This window comes from Xanthomonas nasturtii, from assembly GCF_023337365.3.
GTDB lineage: Bacteria > Pseudomonadota > Gammaproteobacteria > Xanthomonadales > Xanthomonadaceae > Xanthomonas > Xanthomonas nasturtii.
The window spans coordinates 4,744,913-4,765,332 of the sequence record NZ_CP142084.2 but is presented as its reverse complement, the minus strand read 5'-3'; the positions used below and the strand labels follow the sequence as shown (position 1 = coordinate 4,765,332).

25 protein-coding genes and 1 pseudogene are annotated in these 20,420 nt (G+C 58.1%); 13 read left to right on the top strand and 13 right to left on the bottom strand.

The genetic code is table 11. From position 1 onward, the window contains the following. The first annotated feature begins 75 nt into the window (after window positions 1-75). The 4 genes and pseudogenes from M3O59_RS20890 (at window position 76) to M3O59_RS20880 (ending at window position 2,039) form a co-directional block, all read left to right on the top strand. Entirely contained in the window at window positions 76-1,260 is a 1,185-nt protein-coding gene (locus M3O59_RS20890; RefSeq protein ID WP_249050100.1) for a M35 family metallo-endopeptidase, read from the top strand. Window positions 1,261-1,293: 33 nt separating this feature from the next. After that, a pseudogene (locus M3O59_RS21170) lies at window positions 1,294-1,411 on the top strand (ATP-binding domain-containing protein); the annotation flags it as partial. 143 nt (window positions 1,412-1,554) lie between these two features. Next, window positions 1,555-1,731 carry a type II toxin-antitoxin system RelE/ParE family toxin gene (locus tag M3O59_RS20885; protein ID WP_249046987.1) on the top strand — a complete coding sequence of 59 codons (177 nt, stop codon included), beginning with the start codon at window positions 1,555-1,557 and terminating at the stop codon, window positions 1,729-1,731. Window positions 1,732-1,748: 17 nt separating this feature from the next. Continuing rightward, window positions 1,749-2,039: a HigA family addiction module antitoxin gene (locus M3O59_RS20880; RefSeq protein ID WP_064507888.1), complete on the top strand. Its 291-nt coding sequence runs from the start codon at window positions 1,749-1,751 to the stop codon at window positions 2,037-2,039. Window positions 2,040-2,074: 35 nt separating this feature from the next. On the opposite strand, the gene M3O59_RS20875 is transcribed toward M3O59_RS20880, so the two are convergent. Beyond that, the gene (locus M3O59_RS20875; protein ID WP_064631513.1) at window positions 2,075-2,380 is read right to left on the bottom strand and encodes a type II toxin-antitoxin system RelE/ParE family toxin; all 306 of its coding nucleotides are present in this window, start codon (window positions 2,378-2,380) and stop codon (window positions 2,075-2,077) included. Beyond that, window positions 2,380-2,589: an antitoxin gene (locus M3O59_RS20870; protein ID WP_249046978.1), complete on the bottom strand. Its 210-nt coding sequence runs from the start codon at window positions 2,587-2,589 to the stop codon at window positions 2,380-2,382. Before M3O59_RS20870 ends, M3O59_RS20875 begins: the two co-directional genes overlap by 1 nt. A gap of 301 nt (window positions 2,590-2,890) precedes the next feature. Between M3O59_RS20870 and M3O59_RS20865 the strand changes: the two genes are divergently transcribed. Beyond that, window positions 2,891-3,901: an IS630 family transposase gene (locus tag M3O59_RS20865; RefSeq protein WP_082925906.1), complete on the top strand. Its 1,011-nt coding sequence runs from the start codon at window positions 2,891-2,893 to the stop codon at window positions 3,899-3,901. Window positions 3,902-3,969: 68 nt separating this feature from the next. Here the strand turns inward: M3O59_RS20865 and M3O59_RS20860 are convergent, their stop codons facing one another. Together M3O59_RS20860 and M3O59_RS20855 are read right to left on the bottom strand one after the other, a co-directional pair. Further along, entirely contained in the window at window positions 3,970-4,290 is a 321-nt protein-coding gene (locus M3O59_RS20860; protein WP_181920686.1) for a hypothetical protein, read from the bottom strand. A 25-nt stretch (window positions 4,291-4,315) separates the two neighbouring features. Then, window positions 4,316-4,648: a hypothetical protein gene (locus M3O59_RS20855; RefSeq protein WP_104592031.1), complete on the bottom strand. Its 333-nt coding sequence runs from the start codon at window positions 4,646-4,648 to the stop codon at window positions 4,316-4,318. Window positions 4,649-4,941: 293 nt separating this feature from the next. Here M3O59_RS20855 and M3O59_RS20850 point away from each other — a divergent pair, with 293 nt between their 5' ends. Then, on the top strand, window positions 4,942-5,349 hold the full coding sequence (locus M3O59_RS20850; RefSeq protein WP_116906978.1) for a hypothetical protein: 408 nt from the start codon (window positions 4,942-4,944) through the stop codon (window positions 5,347-5,349). Window positions 5,350-5,385: 36 nt separating this feature from the next. Further along, window positions 5,386-6,540: an XVIPCD domain-containing protein gene (locus M3O59_RS20845; RefSeq protein ID WP_249047194.1), complete on the top strand. Its 1,155-nt coding sequence runs from the start codon at window positions 5,386-5,388 to the stop codon at window positions 6,538-6,540. A 111-nt stretch (window positions 6,541-6,651) separates the two neighbouring features. On the opposite strand, the gene M3O59_RS20840 is transcribed toward M3O59_RS20845, so the two are convergent. Next, window positions 6,652-6,984, bottom strand: a complete 333-nt coding sequence (locus tag M3O59_RS20840) for a hypothetical protein (RefSeq protein WP_116906979.1) — start codon at window positions 6,982-6,984, stop codon at window positions 6,652-6,654. A 254-nt stretch (window positions 6,985-7,238) separates the two neighbouring features. Between M3O59_RS20840 and M3O59_RS20835 the strand changes: the two genes are divergently transcribed. Both M3O59_RS20835 and M3O59_RS20830 read left to right on the top strand, forming a co-directional pair. Next, the gene (locus M3O59_RS20835; RefSeq protein ID WP_249047193.1) at window positions 7,239-7,844 is read left to right on the top strand and encodes a hypothetical protein; all 606 of its coding nucleotides are present in this window, start codon (window positions 7,239-7,241) and stop codon (window positions 7,842-7,844) included. Between the two features lie 551 nt (window positions 7,845-8,395). Continuing rightward, window positions 8,396-9,208, top strand: coding sequence for a peptidoglycan-binding domain-containing protein (locus M3O59_RS20830; protein WP_307726346.1), 813 nt, complete (start codon window positions 8,396-8,398; stop codon window positions 9,206-9,208). Between the two features lie 298 nt (window positions 9,209-9,506). Here M3O59_RS20830 and M3O59_RS20825 read toward each other — a convergent pair whose 3' ends face one another. Then, the gene (locus M3O59_RS20825; protein WP_330462835.1) at window positions 9,507-10,100 is read right to left on the bottom strand and encodes an MAE_28990/MAE_18760 family HEPN-like nuclease; all 594 of its coding nucleotides are present in this window, start codon (window positions 10,098-10,100) and stop codon (window positions 9,507-9,509) included. Between the two features lie 72 nt (window positions 10,101-10,172). Between M3O59_RS20825 and M3O59_RS20820 the strand changes: the two genes are divergently transcribed. Continuing rightward, window positions 10,173-11,156 carry an IS5 family transposase gene (locus M3O59_RS20820; protein ID WP_330462249.1) on the top strand — a complete coding sequence of 328 codons (984 nt, stop codon included), beginning with the start codon at window positions 10,173-10,175 and terminating at the stop codon, window positions 11,154-11,156. Window positions 11,157-11,391: 235 nt separating this feature from the next. Here the strand turns inward: M3O59_RS20820 and M3O59_RS20815 are convergent, their stop codons facing one another. The 3 genes from M3O59_RS20815 to M3O59_RS20805 form a co-directional block, all read right to left on the bottom strand. Next, window positions 11,392-12,471 (bottom strand): DUF262 domain-containing protein, encoded by a 1,080-nt coding sequence (locus M3O59_RS20815; RefSeq protein WP_116906786.1) that lies wholly within the window; start codon window positions 12,469-12,471, stop codon window positions 11,392-11,394. 130 nt (window positions 12,472-12,601) lie between these two features. After that, the gene (locus tag M3O59_RS20810; RefSeq protein ID WP_116906785.1) at window positions 12,602-13,438 is read right to left on the bottom strand and encodes a restriction endonuclease; all 837 of its coding nucleotides are present in this window, start codon (window positions 13,436-13,438) and stop codon (window positions 12,602-12,604) included. A gap of 242 nt (window positions 13,439-13,680) precedes the next feature. Then, the gene (locus M3O59_RS20805; RefSeq protein WP_116906789.1) at window positions 13,681-15,075 is read right to left on the bottom strand and encodes an alpha/beta fold hydrolase; all 1,395 of its coding nucleotides are present in this window, start codon (window positions 15,073-15,075) and stop codon (window positions 13,681-13,683) included. Window positions 15,076-15,272: 197 nt separating this feature from the next. On the opposite strand from M3O59_RS20805, the gene M3O59_RS20800 reads away from it, so the two are divergent. Continuing rightward, window positions 15,273-16,151: an RluA family pseudouridine synthase gene (locus tag M3O59_RS20800; RefSeq protein ID WP_181920663.1), complete on the top strand. Its 879-nt coding sequence runs from the start codon at window positions 15,273-15,275 to the stop codon at window positions 16,149-16,151. Window positions 16,152-16,177: 26 nt separating this feature from the next. On the opposite strand, the gene M3O59_RS20795 is transcribed toward M3O59_RS20800, so the two are convergent. Then, window positions 16,178-16,423 (bottom strand): helix-turn-helix domain-containing protein, encoded by a 246-nt coding sequence (locus tag M3O59_RS20795; protein WP_014509625.1) that lies wholly within the window; start codon window positions 16,421-16,423, stop codon window positions 16,178-16,180. A 111-nt stretch (window positions 16,424-16,534) separates the two neighbouring features. Here M3O59_RS20795 and M3O59_RS20790 point away from each other — a divergent pair, with 111 nt between their 5' ends. Next, a complete protein-coding gene (locus tag M3O59_RS20790; protein WP_116906783.1) occupies window positions 16,535-16,831 on the top strand; it encodes a hypothetical protein in 297 nt (98 codons plus the stop codon). A 47-nt stretch (window positions 16,832-16,878) separates the two neighbouring features. On the opposite strand, the gene M3O59_RS20785 is transcribed toward M3O59_RS20790, so the two are convergent. The 3 genes from M3O59_RS20785 to M3O59_RS20775 all read right to left on the bottom strand — a co-directional run bounded on the left by M3O59_RS20785 (window position 16,879) and on the right by M3O59_RS20775 (window position 19,652). Continuing rightward, window positions 16,879-18,204 carry an XVIPCD domain-containing protein gene (locus M3O59_RS20785; RefSeq protein WP_116906782.1) on the bottom strand — a complete coding sequence of 442 codons (1,326 nt, stop codon included), beginning with the start codon at window positions 18,202-18,204 and terminating at the stop codon, window positions 16,879-16,881. Between the two features lie 28 nt (window positions 18,205-18,232). After that, window positions 18,233-18,991 (bottom strand): hypothetical protein, encoded by a 759-nt coding sequence (locus M3O59_RS20780; RefSeq protein WP_116906788.1) that lies wholly within the window; start codon window positions 18,989-18,991, stop codon window positions 18,233-18,235. Between the two features lie 205 nt (window positions 18,992-19,196). Continuing rightward, window positions 19,197-19,652 carry a hypothetical protein gene (locus M3O59_RS20775; protein WP_074056314.1) on the bottom strand — a complete coding sequence of 152 codons (456 nt, stop codon included), beginning with the start codon at window positions 19,650-19,652 and terminating at the stop codon, window positions 19,197-19,199. A gap of 311 nt (window positions 19,653-19,963) precedes the next feature. On the opposite strand from M3O59_RS20775, the gene M3O59_RS20770 reads away from it, so the two are divergent. Beyond that, complete coding sequence (locus M3O59_RS20770; protein ID WP_181920662.1) at window positions 19,964-20,365, top strand: antitoxin Xre/MbcA/ParS toxin-binding domain-containing protein; 402 nt, start codon at window positions 19,964-19,966, stop codon at window positions 20,363-20,365. The last annotated feature ends 55 nt before the right edge of the window (window positions 20,366-20,420 follow it).

Here is a 20,420-nt window from a genome sequence, read left to right as displayed (position 1 = left end):
CTTCATGGAACTAAAAGAAAATTTTGCGTTCCGGGAATTACATGCCAAGGTTCAAAATTGACTAGAAGGTGAATGATGAAAGCCACATGGGTTTTTGGAATTTTCGCGCTAGCAGCCTGCTCCGCCGCCAATGCGGCTGGGAGGCTAGATATCAAACTCCAGAATATAAATACAGCGAAAGTAGCTACAGCTGGAGCCTCAGTCACAGTCACAATGTCCAATACGGGTGATCAGTCAATCGAGATACCTGCGTCTTATGTTCCAGACTTAGGTAAAGGCGGGGTGTTACAGGCCAATATTTTCAAGATTACGCAAGAAGATGGCAGCGCTGTTGACTACCGCGGCATCTATGTGCATAACGCCCGGGGTTCCACGAGCAAGGTTGTTTTGGCGCCGGGACAGTTAACCGTCAAGACGATCGATCTGTCACTGAGTTACGAAATCATGCCTGGGCGGAAGTACTCCGTCACTGTCCAGCCGTTTGTACGTTATCGAGAGCTGTCAGAACCAAAAAGTAAAACCAATTCAGCTGGTATGAAGTCTCTGAGGGCCGCCACATCCAACACCATCGAGATCACACCTCAAGCAACCAATTCACAATCTTTCTCAAATGCCTTGGATGTGCAAGCAGCGCAGGTATGCAATAGCTCGCAGCAAAGTGCGGTGCAGGAGGCGGTCCTCAATGCGGGTGCTTTGGCTCTTCAAACTGTTACCTATACGCAGTCGCTGCTTCAATATGATGCCAACGCGATCTTTGTCTTCAATCAGACGCCTCGCTATACCAAATGGTACGGGGCGTATGGTGATCCTAACGACATGTCCAGTCCAAACGGCATGATCAACGGGGAAATTGCATGGAGGCTGCATGTCAATGCAATACGCCTCGGTAAAGTTCAGGGGCAGTTGCCCAATGCCCCCGTGGTTTCCGCTACCTGCAGCTGTGATAAGCAGGGGAAGGTGGACCCCGCCACGACCATCGCCTGGGTAAATGCGGCTGAGCCCTACGTTATCAACATATGCCCGCTATTTTTCACGCTTCCAGCCATTGGTAATGCTCAAAACTCCGATTCCAAGGCAGGAACAATTCTGCATGAAGTCTCTCACTTCAATGATGGATACACGGCAGGGACAAGCGATCTAGGTGATCCAAACAATCCTGTAGAGGAGGCAAAGTTCATGGCAGGAGCAGCAAGAGATCTTGCCGCCGATAACGCCTACAACGTCGAGTATTACAGCTCCAATTTGGAAGGCGATCAGTAAACTAGGTGCCGTATTGGCGATCAAAAGTGCACCTTCGCGATGATCGTGCACAGGCCGAGACAGTGAATTCGACACCGTCTGGCTGCAGCTGCCCATTCGCTATCGTGTGCTCTGTCGTGAATTGCTCTACCGGCACCACCAGCGCCGCCGTTGATGCGTCGGCCAAGGTGTCCGCTGACAATGCGTCGCTGCCGGATCGTAGTCGTTCGCAAGCCATGGTGGCACGTCCGGTTGAGAGAACTCTCCCGCCGCTTGCCGGCCGACATCCAGTTGGTCGCGCGCCGCAAGTTGCGCATGCTCAACGCTGCCGCGCACCTCGATGATCTGCGCATTCCGCCTGCCAACCGGTTAGAAGCCTTGAAGGGCGAGCGACGCGGGCAGTACAGCATCCGGATCAACGACCAGTGGCGCATCTGCTTCCGATGGATGGAGGGCGATGTTTCCGAGGTCGAAATCGTCGATTACCACTGAGCATGAGGCATCTGTCCATGACAGTCCTACCCAACATCCACCCTGGCGAAATCCTGCTTGAAGAGTTCCTCGAGCCGATGGGCATCAGCCAGAACGCGCTGGCGCGCGCCACCGGCGTGCCGCCGCGCCGCATCAACGAGATCGTCCTGGGCAAGCGCGGCATCACCGCAGACACCGCCGTGCGCCTGGCTGCAGCACTGGGCACGACCGAGCGCTTCTGGCTGGGCCTGCAAGCCGATTACGAACTGGAACAAGCGCATCGCGCGCTGGGCGACCTGCCGTCACGGATCAAGCGGCTGGCCGCTTGAATTGAGAGCCACACCATCGCTACGTGGATCGTGAGCTATAACCTGCCGGCCAAACGCATCATCAGATCCATGCGCTCATGCAGGATCGCCACGATCAGCGATGGAGCGTGCTCACGCGACAGGCAGAAGATGTAATGGTGCATGCAATGCGACATCCGCAACGCAGGGTACAGCGTGCTCAGATCCTTGAAAGTGCATTCCCCTGCTGCGAGATGGGCAATGCCCTGTTCCGGGTCTGCGATGTATCGGCGAACCTGCGCCTGGCCCCAGCGTGCCGAGGTGTAGCGGATGATCCCGCGCAGATCGGCTTCGGCTGCGTCGGTGAGGACGTAGCCGTGCATCAACCGCGGCGGCCCTCGGCCAATTCCTCATCCAGAATGGTGTTGATGCTCTTGCTAGACACCTTGCCGGCTAGGCCTTCGGCGACGCGTTCCCCAAGCAGGGTTTTCAACTCCTGCCACGCCTGATCGGCGTTCACGTCGCCAGGGAACAGGCGTTCAAGCGCGTACTGCTTGATCGTCTTGCCCTGCAGAGCCGCCAGCGCCTTCAAACTCTGGTGCTGCTAGTCGCTCAGATCGATGGTCAAACGGCTCATGACAAGCTCCGAAATCCGCACAAACTCACATTAGCACAGCAAATTTGGTCGGCCCGTTGATCGGTCTATAGCAGCGTTGAGGGTACTGCCGCACGCCATGTCAGCAGCGATTGAGAAATCTGACGGGCCGAGTTCGCAAGCCAACGCTTAGCGCCTAGTCCACTGAATCATTGAAATCGGATGCATGATCCCCAGGTAGTGTGTCATGCAAAGAACGAAGTTGACGATCCAACAGCGTGCTGAATTGGAGGCGGTGATGCGCAAGCGTCACGGCAACGCCGCTTTGGTGCGCCGCGCGCGGTGTGTTGTGCTTTGGAGCGATGGAGAACGTCGAGTCCACATACGCACTAAGCTTGCCTGCAACGACGCATTCGTCTCGAAGTGGACGGCGGCGTTTGAGGCGCAAGGACTGGCCGGGCTGGTGTCGGTGCATCCTGGGCGTGCGCCGAAGATACCGACGGCCAAGCTGGAAGCGCGTGTGCTCAACCGCACGCTCAAGCACAAGCCCAAGGACGGTTCGACGCACTGGAGCAGTCGCAAGCTGGCTGCCGAGCTGGGCAATGTGTCGTTCTCGGCCGTCCAGCGCATTTGGCGCAAACACGGCGTGCGTCCGCATCGGTTGGACACCCACATGGTCTCCAACGACCCGGAGTTTGAGACCAAGGCCGCAGACGTGATCGGCCTGTACCTGGACCCGCCTGCGCACGCGGTGGTCTTCTGCGTGGACGAAAAGACCGCGATCCAGGCGCTGGACCGCAAGGACCGGATGCTTGCATTGGCACCCGGACGCGCGCAAAGCCACGGATTCGAATACAAGCGTAATGGCACACTGAGCCTGTTCGCCGCGCTCAATACGGGCACTGGCGAAGTGCTGGGCAAAACGGCAGCTCGTCACACCAGCGAGCAGTTCGTGACCTTCCTCGAAGAGGTTGTCGCCAGTCAGTCCAACGGCCGGGACATCCATGTCATCTGCGATAACGTCAGCAGCCACAAGACGCCGCTCGTGCATGCGTTCCTGGCCGAGTACCCCCGCGTTCATATGCACTACACCCCCACCTACTCGTCATGGCTGAACCAGGTCGAGAACTGGTTCGCCCGCATCCAGCGTGATGTCATCACACGCGGGGTTTTCTCCTCAGTCAAAGACCTCGATAAGAAGCTCATGCGCTACATCCGCCAGTACAACAAAAACCCAAAACCGCTGAAATGGACCTTCGCTGATCCAACTCGACGCATCACATCCGATTCCTCGGATTCAGTGCACTAGTGATCCAAAAAAAACCGCGAGGCCAGGCATCCGCCTGACCTCGTTCGCCGTCTAACAGGTCGGGCGGCTTACTTGCCCTTCTTTTCCTGCTTGGCCGCGCGCTTTTCTTTCAGCGTCTTGGTCGGCTCTTTCTTCTGGCTCTTCTTCTGGTCCATCCCCTTGCTCATGACACCCTCGTAGTTGCTGGATTGATCGGTCGGGCAGCGCCATGACCCTGGCGTGCCTGCGCACTGTAAGGCTTGCGCGCGCTGGATGGCAGGGGAGAGCGGGCGGAACGACGGGCGGTGCGCCAGGCTTGGCGTTTCCTCAAGGGGCAGGCGCCGGCCGATCGGCGCCGCCGGCAGAGCCACAAACGCAAAACGCCCGCGTGCGACGGTGATGGTCAGCACGCGGGCGCTGGCGACAGCGGCGGCCCTACTTGGCCGGCACGCGCTGGTACTGCTCGCCGCCGGTGTTGAGGTGGCCGTTGGCCGCGTCGATGGCGAAGTTCACCGTCTCGCCATCGTTGCTGACCTGCAGCGCCCCGTCCTTGTAGACCGCCGGGTAGCTCTCGGTCTTGGGCTTGCGGCTGAAGAACTTCGGCGTGGTGCTGCGGACCATGAAGGTCTCGCCATTGCGCTCGATGTCCATCGTCTCTTCCTGCGTCTGCACGTTGACCCAGTGGCCGACGAACTTCTCGCCCTCCACCTTGGCGCAACCGCTCACCAGCAGTGCCGCGGCCAGCGCGGTGCCCATCCACTTCATCATCGTGTGTTCTCCAGTTGAGTCTGCGGCGAGGATGGCGAGTAGATTGTTCCAGGAGGGTATCGCCGTGCTAGGTTTCCACGACAGTTCTAGCGCGGGATAGAGAGATGGCCCTTCGCATTCGAGGATCACATGGTCTGCCATTTGGCTGGGGACATGCCGCCTTCCCGCGAGCAATCTTGTTGCCGCTTGGGCTGCTGGCATGCACCCTCCATTCGGGATGTGCTTCTAGCACTCCACGCAGTCACTCAGCTGTAGCAGCTGCCAAGGCCCCCACTGAAACCAGGAGCAAAGACGTGACGGAGCGCCTCAAGCAAGATGTGGATCGTTTGATCGGCACTGACTTCCGGGACATCGCGGCCATTAGTGCTCAGCTTCACACTCAACTCCGACCGACCCAGTCAGACGGGGAAAGAGAACTGCAAGTCAGCGAGAGCGGGACACTGGCCGGTGAAAAATTGCAGCGTATTGAGTTGAGTAATACAACAGGCAATCCATCACAAGGGAAATTAGTGATCGATTTCTTTCCGCCTGGGCCGGCCTTCGCAGATGCACATTGGGTGGACGCTGTTCCTTACCCGCCTCGGCCAGACGCCCCCGATTCGAGAGCCTATTGGGTGATGAAGGTTGATGGTGCAAAAGTCACTTTCGGTCTGACGCAAGACCAGTCGCACTTGAGCTATATCTCGATTAACAAGCTATAAGCTGAGAGTGTAGTTACTCGAGCAAAGGAGTGCATGATGGAAGCCAATGAAGAATCAAGATTTCCACAGCCGCAACAAGCGGCTGCATCTTCTGCCGGTGTACGTCCTGCCTCTCCGCTGACGGACCCCGCGCTCACGCCGCTTGTCAGTCAGTCGCCCACGCTTCAATCAGGCTTGTCTCAGCTCAAGCGTGATGGCATAGGTGTTGTGTGGGGCAATGCAGGCGGGGGCACCTACATAATTCCTGACAAGCAAATCGTTATTGACCAGGACGCGATTGGCAAGGGTGAAAGACTTGCTGGATCACTCTCACATGAGATCGGACATCATCGATTTACCGAGGAACCCGATTATTCCTCCAAGCATGCATACGTCGCCAACATGCTGCGCGGCGAAGCTGCCGCAACACTCAGTAATGCGTTGGTCCGGCGTGAGATTCTGAACCATCAAGGTCCCGATATCGGTATCGCTGGTAGCGGTACGAGACCAAAGCAGTACGAAGCAATTGCTAATCAGCAGATGGCAGGCCAAATCACGCGCGATGCAGCGTTGAATCAGATTGCCCAGGTATTCAAGACTGAGCAGCCTTCCGTTGGGCCGAGTAAGACGTACGAGCAGTATTACGGCGACTATTACGACAAGCACGTTGCACCACTGCAGCGCAAACACGGTAGGCCGGAGCCAGGGTCTGGTACCGATAGCCTCGTCAACGATGTGAAACAGGACGTGCCGAGCCGTGATTCACAAGCGCCATTGTCGGCAAAGCCATCTCTGCCAACGCAGCAGGATCACGCAGATCACGCGCTATATCAACAAATCAAAGGTGGCGTAGAAAAGCTCGATGCGCAGCATCGCCGGGAGTGGGATGCATCGAGTGAGCGCATGACGGCAAGTTTGCTCGTGCTCGCAAAGGAAGAAGGTCTTTCGCGGGTAGACCATGTGCTGATCAATAGCCCAACAGACAAGCTCGCGGCAGGAGAAAAGGTGTTTCTGGTGCAGGGCATCCAGAGCGACCCGGCGCACCTCCGTGCCGACATGGCCACGATGCAGGCGGTGCAAACACCTGAAAACCAATCGTTCGAACGCGTGCAATCGATCAATCAAGCTCAATCGCAAGTGCGAGAGCAGCAGCAAGCGCTAGAGCAATCGCAGCAGACAGTCACTCCGCCTGGGCCAACGATGACGCGTTGAGAGCGTTCGCGGACGTGCTTGCAAGGATCTTGACAAACTGGCTGGGCCACAAACGCAAACCCGCGTGCGACCGGCAAGGTCTGCACGCGGGCGCTGGCGACAGCGGCGGCCTTACTTGGCTGGCACGCGCTGGTACTGCTCGCCGCCGGTGTTGAGCTGGCCGTTGGCCTCATCGATGGCAAAGTTCACCGTCTCGCCATCGTTGCTGACCTGCAGCGCCCCGTCCTTGAAGACCGCCGGGTAGCTCTCGGTCTTGGGTTTGCGGCTGAAGAACTTCGGCGTGGTGCTGCGGACCATGAAAGTCTCGCCATTGCGCTCGATGTCCATCGTCTCTTCCTGCGTCTGCACGTTCACCCAGTGCCCAACGAACTGCTCGCCCTCCACCTTGGCGCAACCGCTCACCAACAGTGCCGCGACCAGCGCGGTACCCATCCACTTCATCATCGTGTGTTCCCCAGTTGAGTCTGCAGCGAGGATGGCGGGTGGGGAGGTCAAGGGGCAGGAATGCTCCCAGGGACAAAAACTGCCGCCGCCTCGGATGCATAATTGGGGAACGACGCGCTCTGCCACGTTTGATGACGTGTCAAATGACTTGCCAACCACTCAGGGACGAGCGGAAGCTGGTGATGCTGTCGCCAGCCCTGTGCCGTTCGGCCTGAGCTATAGGTAAGCTGAGTGGTCTTGAAGTAGCCGTCAGCATGGGCCTTTTAGATGCCACCGCAATGAATAAAGGAAGAATGATGCGCATGGGTGCCTGTCACTTGAATCCCTATATCGCCTTTGCTGCGGTGCTTTGCGTTTCCATGGCGGGATGTAATTCGTCCGCACAAGCAGTTACGTCGCAGCAGAGAGAACACCCGACTCAGCACAAAGAGCAATCTGCCGCTGTTGATTGTCCTGCCAAGGATTTCGAAACGTTCCTTCAGCGCTACGCAGATTCTGCAGATGACAGCGTGCGTCGCAGCTTTACGGATGATCCGCTTGAATACGAGGTGCCAACGTACACGGTGGAGGACATGACTGATTCGTCCCCTCTTACGCACATCTCAAAAATAAAAGGGCCTTCCCGCTTTGAACTATTCTCCTACCGTTATTTTAGGAATGCCAAAGTCTTCGATCACGTCGATCCTGGGGAGGAAAATCCGAAGCCGGAAGGCGATGCAGGATTTCCATTTACTATCGAGGCCGGGACAGGGGGTGATCACACCGTCTCTTTCGGGATGGAGTATGAAATAGATTCGTATCTATTCAAGCGCAGCAAGGGCTGTTGGCGCCTAACGCGTGCGATCAATTTAAGAGACTGACAAGGAGTTGGCACATGTCTGGACAGGAAGCGACGCCCCAGATTCCCTATCGGCTGATGCAGCTCGAATGGGACAAGAAAAAGGAGTATCACAACGAGGTCGTCGACAACTTCGACGACCTCGTGACTCATCACCCCTATGCCAATCGTGGCGCCAAGCTGGAGAACGGTAGCGCTATTGGTGGTCAAAGAGGTCGAACGCTCGGCTTGGTTGGCGGTGAATTTCAAGAAATCGAGGTTGCCGAGCATGGACAATCGCATGGCCTTCGTCCTGACCAGGTTCTGCTGAAGAAGGATTTCTTGCTTGAAGACTCCAGGCTCCCCCCAGGGCCTGCTTCAAGAGCACTGGATGTCCCATCGCCCGTTGCTGGTGTGGTGGGCACTGTCGATGCGCGGCAGGGGTTGGTCGATGTGCTGGATCGGGAGGGCGGTGATGTCATCCTGCGCGTCCGGCACATGTCCCCGCTCCACGTGCAGGCCGGCGATCGAATCGAGTATGGGCAGGCATTGGGCGTTCAAAGCAAGCAGTCAACACAGGCAATCCATGTACACATGGAGGTTGACACTCGCTACTACCAGCACTACGAGAATTACGTAGGCGATCTGGTCAGCGGGCGCCTCTCGATTGATGCAGAACGCCGGGATCGCGGAATTGAACCCAGGCCGTTCGTGGATGACGGAACAATTCGCATCGGTGAATCGTCGGAGATGGTTCGGAAGGTGCAGCAAACATTGAATGCTGAAGGGTATCGCGGCGCAGACAATCAGCCACTGCAGGAGGATGGTGTCTACCGCCTCTCGATGCAGGCAGCAGTGATCAACTACCAGCAGGCGCACGGTCTCTCTCAAACGGGAGACATCGACCCTGCGACACTGCAGCAGATTGCTCCACGTACCTTCCCGCCCGAGCTGAATCAGGAAGATCACAATGCTGCGCCAACCTACCGAAACATTCAGGGCGCCGTGCCCTCGCAAGACCCGCTGCATCGTCAGGCCGAAGAGGCCGTGCGCCGTCTGGAGCAGAGCTTTGGCCGCGACTATGACGACAACAGTGCAAGGCTGGCGGCCAGTAGCGCCCACTTGGCCAAGGCGAACGGACTAACGCAGATCGACCATGTCGTGTTGAGTAATCAAACAGCGTCCGTCGGACGGGGCGAAAACGTGTTCGTGGTCCAGGGCGCATTGGATAACCCCGCTCATCTAATGGCGCACATGAAGACGAGCGACGCGATCGCACAGCCTGTCGATCAGTCTCTTGCGCAGCTGCAGGTACTGAGCGAAACACAGCGGCAGCAGCAAGCCCAACAACAAAGCCAGCAGCAGGATCAACAACAACTGGGTGCGCCTCAACATCGAATGGTTTGACCAGCTGAAATGTTGTGTGGCAGTTTGACTCAGTGGTCGAGGAACTTCTCGCTCCCCACCTTGGCGCACCGGTCACAGCGATGCAGCGGCCAGCCCTGTTCCCATCAATCTCATCATCGTGTGCTTTCTCCCCCGGGCCTAGATAAAGATGGCGGGTTGGGGCCCGATGGCCGATCAAAGCCCCCTCGAAATTGACATCCGTGTACGCATGCAGCCAAATCAGGCGGAAACTCAATCTAACGTCGTTATTTGATGCTGGATTGGAAAGTCAACCTAAGCCCATTACCTTGCACTGATCCTAAATCACTGGATGCGAGCGTACGGAAGATATGATATTATGCCGCCTTTTTTTAATTATTGAGCGAAATTTTTGCGTTCTAATTGGTTTAAAGCTGACATTCATATAGCTCTTTTCATCTAAGCATTCAATTACGCTAACTGCTATTTCATGCATAACAATTAATGCAGAATCTTCATAAGGTTGATAATCGCCGAGATCCTTGATGATCAAGCGTTTTCCGTGCGCGATATCATTTCTCCTTGATACGATAAGTTTGAGGCGAGTCGCATGGTTGTCGATTTCCTTCGAGTTAAAATTGACCTTTAAGTTATTGTCTCGTGCGACATTTGGCCAAAGGTTGGATTTTGTTTCTAGTTTTGATGGAAATGTACAGAATTTTCTGATCGCTTCGCGAACTGTTGGTTCAATGCGAAGAAGTCCTTCGTCACTAATATCTGACCGTAGTTTTCCTAGTACATTTGACATAGAAATAATTAAAAACTTTTTCTTCAAGTTCTTTCGGGGCACCTTTTGGTTTTCAATATTTTCCAATAAAAAGTCCCAGCAAAACTTATAAAAACCTTCGTAATGAGCATATAAAAGAGCCCACAAAGCTCTAAGGAAACTCTGAACAAAGCAGCATGATCTGCGACAATCGATCAACGAACCGAGCGGACGATTTCGATGCAGCTGAGCTTCGGCGATGCGGAGTACAACGGCAAGCGCAAGCAGACGCGGCGCGAGGTATTTCTGGCCGAGATGGATCAGGTGGTGCCGTGGAAAAACCTGCTGGCGTTGATCGAGCCGCATTATCCAAAGTCGGGGCAGCCGGGGCGACAGCCGTATCGGCTGGAGACGATGCTGCGCATCCACTTTTTGCAGCAGTGGTACGCATTGAGCGATCCATCGGCGGAAGAAGCCCTGTACGACACGGTGTCGATGCGGCGTTTTGCAAAGATCGGCGGCCTGGATGAGGTGCCGGACGAGACGACGATACTCAACTTCCGCCACTTGCTGGAGCAACACGATGTGGCGCGCAAGCTGTTCAACCGGGTCAACGCGCACCTGTCGCGCAAGGGACAGAGCCTGCGCAGCGGGACGATCGTAGACGCCACGATCATTTCAGCGCCAAGTTCGACCAAGAACCAGGACGGCAAGCGTGATCCGCAGATGCACCAGACCAAGAAGGGCAATCAGTATTACTTCGGAATGAAAGCGCATATCGGCGTGGACGATGTGTCCGGGTTGGTGCACCACGTAGAATGCACGGCAGCCAACGTCGCCGATGTCACGCAGGCGCACAAGCTACTGCATGGCAAGGAAGACACGCTCAGCGGAGATGGCGGATATACCGGGCTGGAGAAGCGCGAGGAAATGGCGAGCAAGCGCACGTTGCGCTACCTGATCGCAGCCAAGCCCTCCAAGCTGAAGCAGATCAAGAACCAACGCGAATTGAAGCGGGCCAAGCGTTGGGAGCACACCAAGGCCAGCTTGCGCGCGAAGGTGGAACACCCGTTTCGGGTGATCAAACGCCAGTTCGGTGACGTCAAGGTGCGCTATCGCGGTTTGGCGAAGAACACCGCGCAGGTGCTGACGCTGTTTGCGCTGTCGAACCTGTGGCTGAAGCGAAAGCAGTTGATGCCTGTCGTGGGGAAGGTGTGCCTGTAACCCGGGCAACACCCCGCAAACGCGGCGGAAACGGCAAAAAATCGAGGGTCTGAGCGTTATCAGACTGGCTGATGCGGTTTAGATCATCCTCCGACGTCGTTGATCAGACCATCCCTAAGCATTGCGGTGCGCGCTTCAGAATTTGGTGTAGTCGAAGTGCAAATTTTTTTGAGAGCTGCAAGTTCGGCCTCCCTCCACTTCAAGTCTTCTTCGATTTCGTCAGCCCATGATGAAATCATTTTTTGTAGCACTCATTTATCAAGCGAATTCGTGTCTCCAATTTCGACTTAGAGTTAGCGCCAGGCCCAGTAACTTCTCTAAATTCCTTGGATTGCACAGTTTCAACAATTTTATCTTTATATTTTATTTTCATATCAATTAAGTTATTCGAATAAGCCTCATAAGTGCCGATTGCAATTGCTTCAAAGTAAGCTGGTGCGAGGCCGCCGATAGGCGTGCCGCCTCTAAATTTAACGAAAGCTGTCTCGCCAAATATTTCCCGAATGATCTTAAATGTTGCAATAAATTCTTTGGACTGCTCTTCGGTATTGAAATCCTCAAATCCAAGAAGAATGGATTCCATATAGTCATCAAGCCAGTCTCTCACGCTTCCTCTAAACATCTTGCGATAATTTTTAGCTGCAAAAAATCTTAGTACAAGTTCCTCGTTTGCTTTTTGTTCTAAATCCGCAGACGATAACGTTGAGATGGTTGCAGAGAAATTATTATCAGCTGCAAGGTCCATTAGCATCGTATAAAATTGAACGCCATTTTCGCCAAGCATTCTTACCGAACAATTTCTAATTTCCTGAGGAGCGAGTTCTGAGCCGCCTGTATTAAGGCGTTTGAACATTTCATATCGAAGAAATGACTTGCTCTGTCTCTTAATGACGACCGTTTTTAGTGCTGATCGCTTAAGTCGTAAACGAAGACTCATTGGAAGGTCAGTGTAAGAGCTTCCATTAAGCGATTTAATAACGTCGCATCCAGATAACTTGAAAGGCTCAAGTCCCAACGATTTTGGCTGCATAAATTGCAATACCGAACTTACCCGCTGAAGTCCATCAATTAATTCAAAAACACCATCTTGATTTTCTATAACGAAAATCTGCGGGATAGGCAGCTCAAGGAGTAGAGACTCTATAAGTCTAGATTTCTGCTCCAACGACCAGCGGAAAAGTCGCTGATACTCTGGTTGAATAATAAGCTCTCTCTCTGAGTGCAAAGAAGCTATTTCACCAACACTGAAATCAACCGAGTCGGTCCTTACTTCACCAATCTTCGAGTCTATTTCTTCTTCAAGGATAGTAGTCACAATTCACCATTTTAGTGCGAGTCATCATTTTTACTGAAAATAATTCGCGATGGAAAGATCAGGAAGAGCAGAGTCTGAGTCACTTACGTAGTTCCGCTGCACTTCGTTAAAAAAACAGGTTCAGGTTAACTTACGAAGTTCCTCTGCACTTAGGAAACTGGGTACAACCTAGGAAGTTCTCGCTTGAACGCCGGTTCCTTCTCTGCACAAGCGCGCTGCCGCAGAGCGGGCAGCTTGGGGTGGCGATCGTTGCAGAGTCAGTGGTCGCTGTGGAAGCAAAGACGGGTTCGATGCGCGCTGCTTGTGGTGTCGGTTGCTCTGCGGCGTGTAGTTGCACCGCTAGAATCATTTCCAGTAGCTGTTCGCCGCCAATTAGCTCAATCGGCTTGCCTTCGGCGAAACGCTCTGCGTCTTTCGTATAGGTGCCGATGCAGGCGATCTTTACCGCATGGGCCTGATGATGAGCGAGCAGGCCAAACATTTCTCGCACGACACTGACGCCGACCTGCTGCCGCTTCCATTGCTTGCATTGCACCAGCGTGCGGCGGCCGTCCTTGCGCAGGATCAGGTCGATGCCGCCGTCGGCGCCGCCCAGGCCGGTTTCTTCGACGCTGTAACCCTGGCGGCGAAAGGCTTCGCCCACCAATTGTTCGAACTGGCGCCAGCCGCCAGCGGCCAGGCTCTCCAGGCTTGTGCGTGTTGCCAGAAAGCGTCGCCGGCTGCGTGTGCCCAGATAGGAGAACAGCGCGGCAAGCCAGCAGACGCCGAGCAGTGTCCAGGCCAATGGCGCGAACATTCCAGTCGATTGCTGAGTGAAGCCTTGCGACAGCATTCCGCCCTGGTGAGAAAACCACCAGCCGATGCCGTAGCGCACCAGCAGATACGCAGCGATTCCCATAACGAAGCCAACCGGCCACGGCAATGCGGCCAACGCGTCGAATCCACCCTGTTTCTTTCTGCGTCCCATGCAAGAATCCCCGTACCAGCTTCGACCATAGCCGCTGAAACAGGGTTTGTCAGCATGCCAGCCACGCTACTGCGATCTGGTTTCCATCAAATACAAGAAATGATGCTCTGCGATGTAACGGGCCCGCATCCAGCGCAGAAGCTTGAGTCCGCTTGCGACGGTTTCAACTTGGCTTGTAGAGATGGGCGAAGCGCCAAGCGATGTGGAACAGCGGCCAACGTGATTGTCGTATCTGCCACCCTTCATTGTTTTCCCGGCTCACTGCGAGACGCAGCGACGTTCCGTTGCTCCACAAATGCCGCAACCGCACTCGCAAAACACGCAGGCGCCGCAAACGCCAGCAGATGCGCACCACGCTCAACGGTGTTGAAGGTCACCGGGCCTGCCGCTTGCAGCAATGCGGCATGCGCCTGCGCGCCGGCATACGGGGTGTTGGGATCCAGCGTGCCGTGGATGACCAGCGTGCGTGGCAGCGTGGTGGGGCTGCGGCCGAACCAGGCATCGCGTGGATAGGTCGGCATGCCCGCGTCGACCAGCAGGCCGGGAATGGGGCTGACGAACAACGCGTCCTTGGCTTCGGCTGCCACTGTTTCGCGGGTGAGGGTTGGGCGTGCATTGTTTTCGGATGCGGCGATCAGCATGACCAGCGGCAATGCGGGCTGGTTGTCGCCGCTTTGCCCCATTGCGGCCAGTGCGGTCTGTAGATCAGCGATGGAGGCGGTGAGTAACGTGGCATCGTCGCGAGCCAGGCCATCGATGATGGCGGGAATGCGGTCGCGTAGGCTGGGGAAGTTGAGCAACATCCCCAGCAAGCGCTTGAGATCCTTGCCGGGGATGTGCGCATGCCATGCGGCGCTGTCGCTGCGATCGAGCACGCTGCGATAGGTGGCGATGCGTGCGTCACCCAGCAGCGCGCGCCCAACGGCGTCGACCACGGCAGTACGGTGGCTCAGGTCCCATTGCGCGGCCGTTTCCGGCGGCACCAGTCCATCCAGCACCAGCCCATCCAACGGCACCGGCGCCACTTGCAGGGTGCGTAGCGCCAACTGCGTGCCGTAGGACACGCCGTACAACAGCACCTCGCCCTTGCGTCGCTGTTGGCGGATGAGCAGTGCAAGATCCTGCGCAGCTTCGGTGATGGTGAAGGCCTTGGTGCGCTGCACATCTGCGTACAGTGCGCCGATGCACGGGCCCCATTCGGTGCCGGCCAAACCAACCCCGTCTGCGCTGTGCGGTGCTTCTTGCTCAGGGCACAGGCGGGTTGAACGCCCGGTGCCGCGATGGTCGGGAATGATCAGGTCGTAGCCGGGAAAGGCGCGTCGGTAGGTGTTGATCATCGGATAGAGCGAGGCGCCGGCTTCGCCCGGCCCGCCCGCGATCAGCCAGACTTCGCCGCGGCGCTGGCTCTGGTCCGGCGTGGGCAAACGGCGGACGAACAGGTTGATGGTGCCGGCATCCGGCGCTTCATGCCGCAGCGGCACCTGGGCGAGCAGGCATTCGCTACCGGCCAACGATGCCTGCGCCGCAGCGTCGGCACACGCGTAGAATGATGGCGGTGGCGCCTGCGCTGCGGTGGCAAACGGCGCAAGCAGCGCAGCAAGGCAGGCCAGGGCCGCATAGATCGCAGGACGACGCATCGAGTTCCATCTCTTGGCAAAGAGCCGCAGCATTGCCCAACGCAGCGTCGAGCGTATCGCCCGAAAGTCGCTCTTGCCCGCTCACCCGCTTGCGTCCGTTATGCCACGAGGACGGAGCAGGCAAACGCGGGCAGGGTACGATGCCAGCCCTGTTCGTATGAGCGCGCCTTGTTGTGGCCATGCTTCCGGCACGCCCGATGCTCGATGGCATCCCCGCCAGCCAGTTCCAGTTGCCGCCCGGCCCCTGGTTCACGGTGTTGGAAGCGCTGTGCGCGTGCTTTGCGGGTGTGGATGCTGCCACCTGGCAGGACCGCTTCGCGCGCGGGCGTGTGCTGGATGCCGAAGGCAACGCGCTCGACGCCTCCGCACCGTATTGCCTGGGCGCGGAGATTTTGTACTTCCGCGAGGTGGTGGACGAGCCGCTCATTCCGTTTGCCGAGACCGTGGTGCATGCCGATGCGCACATGGTGGTGGCGTGCAAGCCGCACTTTCTGCCGGTGGTGCCCGCGGGCGCGTATGTGCGCGAGACGCTGCTGACGCGGTTGGTGCGGCGCTTGTATAACCCTGCGTTGGTGCCGTTGCACCGCATCGATCGCGATACTGCAGGGTTGGTGTTGTTCTCGGCCAACCCGGCCACGCGCGGCATCTACCAGGCGTTGTTTCGCGAGCGACGCATCCGCAAGCACTATCTGGCGGTGGCACCGCCGCTGCCGGGGCTGACGTTTCCGTATGTGCATCGCAGCCGGCTGGAGCCGGGCGAGCCGTTCTTCCGCATGCGCGAGGGCGTGGGCGAGGCGAATAGCGAAACGGTGATCGATGTGGTCGCGCGTGGCGAGCACGCATGGACATATCGACTGGAGCCGGTCACCGGGCGCAAGCACCAGTTGCGCGTCCACATGGCCGCGCTGGGCGCGCCGATCCTGCACGACCGTTTCTATCCCGATCTGGAAGATCAGCGGCCCGATGATCCGGAACGGCCGCTGCAGTTGTTCGCGCATACGTTGGCGTTCGATGACCCGATCACCGGCGAGCCGAGACACTTCATCGCAACTGTTAGGCCAATGGAGCAGGCATAAAGCAACCGCGCCACGTTTCTTGGGTGCTACTTCAGCTCTTGCTCGAAGTCGGCCACGAACGTGCTGACCGATGCGCCGCACGCGTTGCAGAAGTCGCGTAGTTGGAGAAGATCCATCCGCCGTTCCCCCCGCTCGACATCACTGACATAAGACTGGGGACGGCCCAAGGCGGTACTCAATTCGACCTGCGTCAGCCCGGCGGCGAGGCGCAGCTCGCGCAGCTGCCGCAGCAGAATCGCGTAATCCTTCTTGTGGATCGACTTGGTGGGCATGGCTGCAAACGTGAAAGTCTGCCGCGACGCTATATCCCCTTTTCAAATATCCGAAAAAGGGATAAATTCGAGTGGCGGATACATCGTCCGCTTACGTCGAGGACGGATGCCATGACGACCACGAAAACCCGCAAGACAACTGCGCCAGAGGGCAGGGCGCAAACGCAGGAGGAACACTTCACCTTCGGCGTCACCGTCGAGCAGATCGACCGGTTCCACATGCTGTTGCGCACGATCACCGCGCAAAGCGACATGGTGGCGGTGTGCAGCGGCAAGCCGCTGGACGCCACCAGTCTGTCGGTTCTGGGCGAGAGCATCTTCAATGCCGCCCGCGCGGTGCGTGGCATTGTCGATGAGATCGATGCGCAGCGGCTACACGCTGGTGGTGGCGCAGACCCAACTGGCTGACTTGGCGCGGCAGGAAGTCGCGCGGGTAGCGGCTCCAACAAACAGCATCAAACGCCCAGTGTGCGCGCACCGTGCGTTGGTGCCTCTTGCTGTTGCGCCAGCGTCTGCTGCTGCAACTGTTGGCGCTGATCGATCTGCGCCAGTTCGCGGAACGAGGTTTCCACTGGCGTCGTAACCGCTTGGTCGGTTGGCATGTGTGCGCGCAGATGCGCTGGGTTCTTTGGATCGCCTTGCACTACGAACACGTATTGGCCTGCCTGCGCATCGCTGCCATCTTTGTTTAGAAACACGTGGTCCACACGGTCAAGCCCATTGGCTGCCGCCAGTGTGGTCAGGCTGGCGGTCATGCATGCGCTGCTTTGATCGGGTTGGCGCCCGAGTTGGCGGTCCAGTGCATCGACGCCTGCGCTGCATTGCTGATGCAACGCGAACCGTGGGTGACCGGGTTGATCGGGCGTGGCAACGGAGACGGCGGCCGCTACCTGCGTTGCCTGTTCCTGCGCATTGGACGGCGTGTTGTCGGACAACAGGTAAGGGCTGCGGACGATCGGCAGGTTGCGATACGGGTCATCGGGATGGAACTCGCGCCTCAGCTCCTGCCGCTCCAACCTGAGTTGGCGCGTGTCATTGAGTTCGCGCAGTTGGTCAGCATCTCGAATCGGTTGGGATGTGGGCATTTCCCCTGTTGAGATCACCTGGGTCCATTGTTTGGAGCGCGCGTCGTATAGCGCATAGGAACTGACTGCACCAATCCGGTCTGGATTCGTATTGGGCAGCGCCTGGGTCGCCAATGTTCTTGCCCCAGCCATGTGCCCCATGTACGCCGTCGCATCCAGCTCCTGGTCGTTGTAGGTGTGCATGGTGTCCCAGCTGGTCGTGCGCATGCGCGACAAGCCAAGGGCCGTGTTGTCCAGCATCATCGTCCAGGCCTGTTCGGCTTCGCCTTCGCCGCCATGGCGCCGTGCGGCTTGCAGAAACTCGCGTGGCGTCCAGGCGTTGGGATCGATCTGGTGCGCTTGAAAGCTGCGGTCATGCACGTCCTGCACATCCCGGACCGGGAGATTGAGTGCAAGATCCGGGCGCCCGGCGTTCATTTGGCCACGGCGTTCGTCCAGATCGTGCCGCATGAGGTCGACGCCAAACTGGTTCCATTCGCGCTCGCTCATCCTGATGCCGCCCTCGCGTGCGCGGTTGTCGGCGAAGATGTTTGCGGTCGCTCCGGGCGCGTTGTCGTTGCGCACCACACCTAAGGCAAGCAGCCCGTAGCCGTCGTTGCCGTCCTTGTGGGCGAGGTAGTTCCAATACAACTCGCGATTCTCTTCCCGTGCATAGGCAGAAAGAATCCGAAGATCGTCTTGCGTCAGTCCTGGCATGCATCACCTCCTTGTCGCTAGCAAACGGTCAGGTGCCGGTGGCGGCCGGCATGAAGTCTTTCAGTGCACTGCGCGCGCGGTCCTGGATCTTTTTCCAGTCCTTCAATGCAACGCGCACATAATTGATCTCCACTGCGACCTTCATTTCCGGAATGACGAACACGTGCTCGCAGGTGGGAAGTTCCCGCTCCTTGCTGCGGACAAGCTTGCCCTCACGGAACTCCACGCCGGACGGTTCGACCTCGCGGGACGTGCACTTGATGATGGTGTCGATGTTCCCTTGTGCGTCGCGGCGGACATACCAATCCTTGTAGTAGCTTGCCTCCATGATGGAATTGGACGGTTTCAGCCCTTGCGCCAGGTAGTGCTCGCGGTACGCAGCGATGTTGGCGTAGTACGGCGTGAGCCCGTCTTTTTCTTCGCCCTTGATGCGCGTGTTGATGTCCGCTTCGGGAGTGTCCTGTGTTGCGCCGTCCGGCGTGTACTGCCGCCGAAGAAATGCATCGGGGTCCACGCGGTCAAGGTAGCGGTAGCCGATATTGACGGTGCGGGTAGCCACGTCCAACTTCAGGTGGGCACGCTCGCCAGGAGCAAACGCGTTCAACTCCGGGTATTCCAGATACAGCCCGAAGCTGCCATCGAAGTTTGGCCCCATCTGGTCGTCGAAATAGTTGGCGGGAATCTGCAACTTGTACGGGCCCAGGCACGCCTCCATGACCGGTGGCGGGCTGGTGCCGGGGTCTTGCGGGCCGCCACGTTGCCGGACGCATCCTTGTTCGTTGGTCATGGTGTTGGCGCCTGTTTGCGTTGCGCTGCAGCCCGGAACGGAGAAGCCCAGTGCCATGCATGCAAGCCCGGCCAAGGCCAGTGGGTGTCTCATGCATCCTCCTGCGCAGCATGCTGGAGTTGAGTATAGGCAGAGCCCGGACTGCAAGCGACGCAACTACATTGCGTGCAGCCGGGCGAATCGGTACCGCTATCGCGCGTCAGCCTCAACGCACCTTGTACAACACCGCCGCGCCCGGCCGTGGCTCGAACATCGGCACGGTCTGCTGCTTGAGTGCGGTGCCCTTGGCGTCCCACACCAGCGTCTCGACGGGGTAGTCCTCGTTGCGGGTCATGTTGCCGATCTGCTGGACGATCACCGTCTTGGCGGCGGGCACTTCCGGGTTCCAGGCGAACACGCCCAGGCGGCCGTAGAACACCGCTGGCGCGGCGGCATCCAGGCGGCGGTCGGGGCACATGACCAGGCCGCGTTCCAGCATCACCCGCAGCGCGCCCACGGGCACGGCCTTGACGGTGGGCGAGGTGCGGTCGGTGCTGTGGCCTGGGCAGACATTGGCCGAGCGGGTGAGCATGTCTTCGACCACTTGGCGGTCGGGTTGGGCCAAGGCCGGCAGGGCGGCGGTGGACAGGGCAAGCACGGTGAGAGCGGATTTCCAGGGCATCTGACAACTCCTCATGAGGTGACACTCCAATACTGCAGCCCTGCAAGCGCGGGCTGCTGCCAGTGACGCGCCCGGATGCTAGCAATGCGGACGTTAAGCACGGCGAATGGTTGGTGCCGCTTATCGGTGAGGGTGTTCAAGCAACAACCTGCCCGCCGAAAGACGCTGCCGCCGGGTGACCAACCCCGCACAGGCCGGCGGGTGCGGAATGCAACGGCGGCTGACGCCCACATCGCCTGTCAGGAGACTCCCGATTGAGCGGCGAGGGCGGGGCAGATAGCGTGCGCGCTATCACACTGCTGAGCTGCCCCATGGAACGCGCCGACCTCATTGCCTCACTGCTCACCGGCATGCAGCGCGCCGAGGCCTTCCGTGCGCACGGGGCCAGCTACAGCACCGCACACAGCGAGCAGATGCAGGGCGAATACGGCAAGGCCGCCGACGCCGAGCTGGTGCTGTCGTTGTTCGCCTTCACGCCCGAGCACCTCAAGCTGCTGGGCAGCGCCGGCATCGAGGCCCTGGGCGAGATCGTCTGCCACGCCTGGGCCTTGAACGGCGGTAACAACGCCGCGCTGATCGGCTGGTTCCGCAAGCCCATGAACGCGCTGGACGGGCAGACGCCCGCCGCCCTGGTCCGCAGCGGCCACCTGCAGGTGCTGCTGCTGGTGCTCAGGCAGCAGCTGGAGTGGGAGATGCCCAAGCGGTCGGCCTAAGCCTCGGGAGTGTCGTCGCGCACCGCCCGCGGGTGGCGTGCGCACGGCGGGCGCG

Excerpts from the sequence above, each read along its gene's own strand:
- M3O59_RS20890 (WP_249050100.1), top strand. The coding sequence starts at position 76 with ATGAAAGCCACATGGGTTTTTGGAATTTTCGCGCTAGCAGCCTGCTCC.
- M3O59_RS20885 (WP_249046987.1), top strand. The coding sequence starts at position 1,555 with ATGCTCAACGCTGCCGCGCACCTCGATGATCTGCGCATTCCGCCTGCC.
- M3O59_RS20880 (WP_064507888.1), top strand. The coding sequence starts at position 1,749 with ATGACAGTCCTACCCAACATCCACCCTGGCGAAATCCTGCTTGAAGAG.
- M3O59_RS20875 (WP_064631513.1), bottom strand. The coding sequence starts at position 2,380 with ATGCACGGCTACGTCCTCACCGACGCAGCCGAAGCCGATCTGCGCGGG.
- M3O59_RS20865 (WP_082925906.1), top strand. The coding sequence starts at position 2,891 with ATGCGCAAGCGTCACGGCAACGCCGCTTTGGTGCGCCGCGCGCGGTGT.
- M3O59_RS20855 (WP_104592031.1), bottom strand. The coding sequence starts at position 4,648 with ATGATGAAGTGGATGGGCACCGCGCTGGCCGCGGCACTGCTGGTGAGC.
- M3O59_RS20845 (WP_249047194.1), top strand. The coding sequence starts at position 5,386 with ATGGAAGCCAATGAAGAATCAAGATTTCCACAGCCGCAACAAGCGGCT.
- M3O59_RS20840 (WP_116906979.1), bottom strand. The coding sequence starts at position 6,984 with ATGATGAAGTGGATGGGTACCGCGCTGGTCGCGGCACTGTTGGTGAGC.
- M3O59_RS20835 (WP_249047193.1), top strand. The coding sequence starts at position 7,239 with ATGGGCCTTTTAGATGCCACCGCAATGAATAAAGGAAGAATGATGCGC.
- M3O59_RS20830 (WP_307726346.1), top strand. The coding sequence starts at position 8,396 with ATGGAGGTTGACACTCGCTACTACCAGCACTACGAGAATTACGTAGGC.
- M3O59_RS20820 (WP_330462249.1), top strand. The coding sequence starts at position 10,173 with ATGCAGCTGAGCTTCGGCGATGCGGAGTACAACGGCAAGCGCAAGCAG.
- M3O59_RS20810 (WP_116906785.1), bottom strand. The coding sequence starts at position 13,438 with ATGGGACGCAGAAAGAAACAGGGTGGATTCGACGCGTTGGCCGCATTG.
- M3O59_RS20805 (WP_116906789.1), bottom strand. The coding sequence starts at position 15,075 with ATGCGTCGTCCTGCGATCTATGCGGCCCTGGCCTGCCTTGCTGCGCTG.
- M3O59_RS20800 (WP_181920663.1), top strand. The coding sequence starts at position 15,273 with ATGCTCGATGGCATCCCCGCCAGCCAGTTCCAGTTGCCGCCCGGCCCC.
- M3O59_RS20795 (WP_014509625.1), bottom strand. The coding sequence starts at position 16,423 with ATGCCCACCAAGTCGATCCACAAGAAGGATTACGCGATTCTGCTGCGG.
- M3O59_RS20790 (WP_116906783.1), top strand. The coding sequence starts at position 16,535 with ATGACGACCACGAAAACCCGCAAGACAACTGCGCCAGAGGGCAGGGCG.
- M3O59_RS20785 (WP_116906782.1), bottom strand. The coding sequence starts at position 18,204 with ATGCCAGGACTGACGCAAGACGATCTTCGGATTCTTTCTGCCTATGCA.
- M3O59_RS20780 (WP_116906788.1), bottom strand. The coding sequence starts at position 18,991 with ATGACCAACGAACAAGGATGCGTCCGGCAACGTGGCGGCCCGCAAGAC.
- M3O59_RS20775 (WP_074056314.1), bottom strand. The coding sequence starts at position 19,652 with ATGCCCTGGAAATCCGCTCTCACCGTGCTTGCCCTGTCCACCGCCGCC.
- M3O59_RS20770 (WP_181920662.1), top strand. The coding sequence starts at position 19,964 with ATGGAACGCGCCGACCTCATTGCCTCACTGCTCACCGGCATGCAGCGC.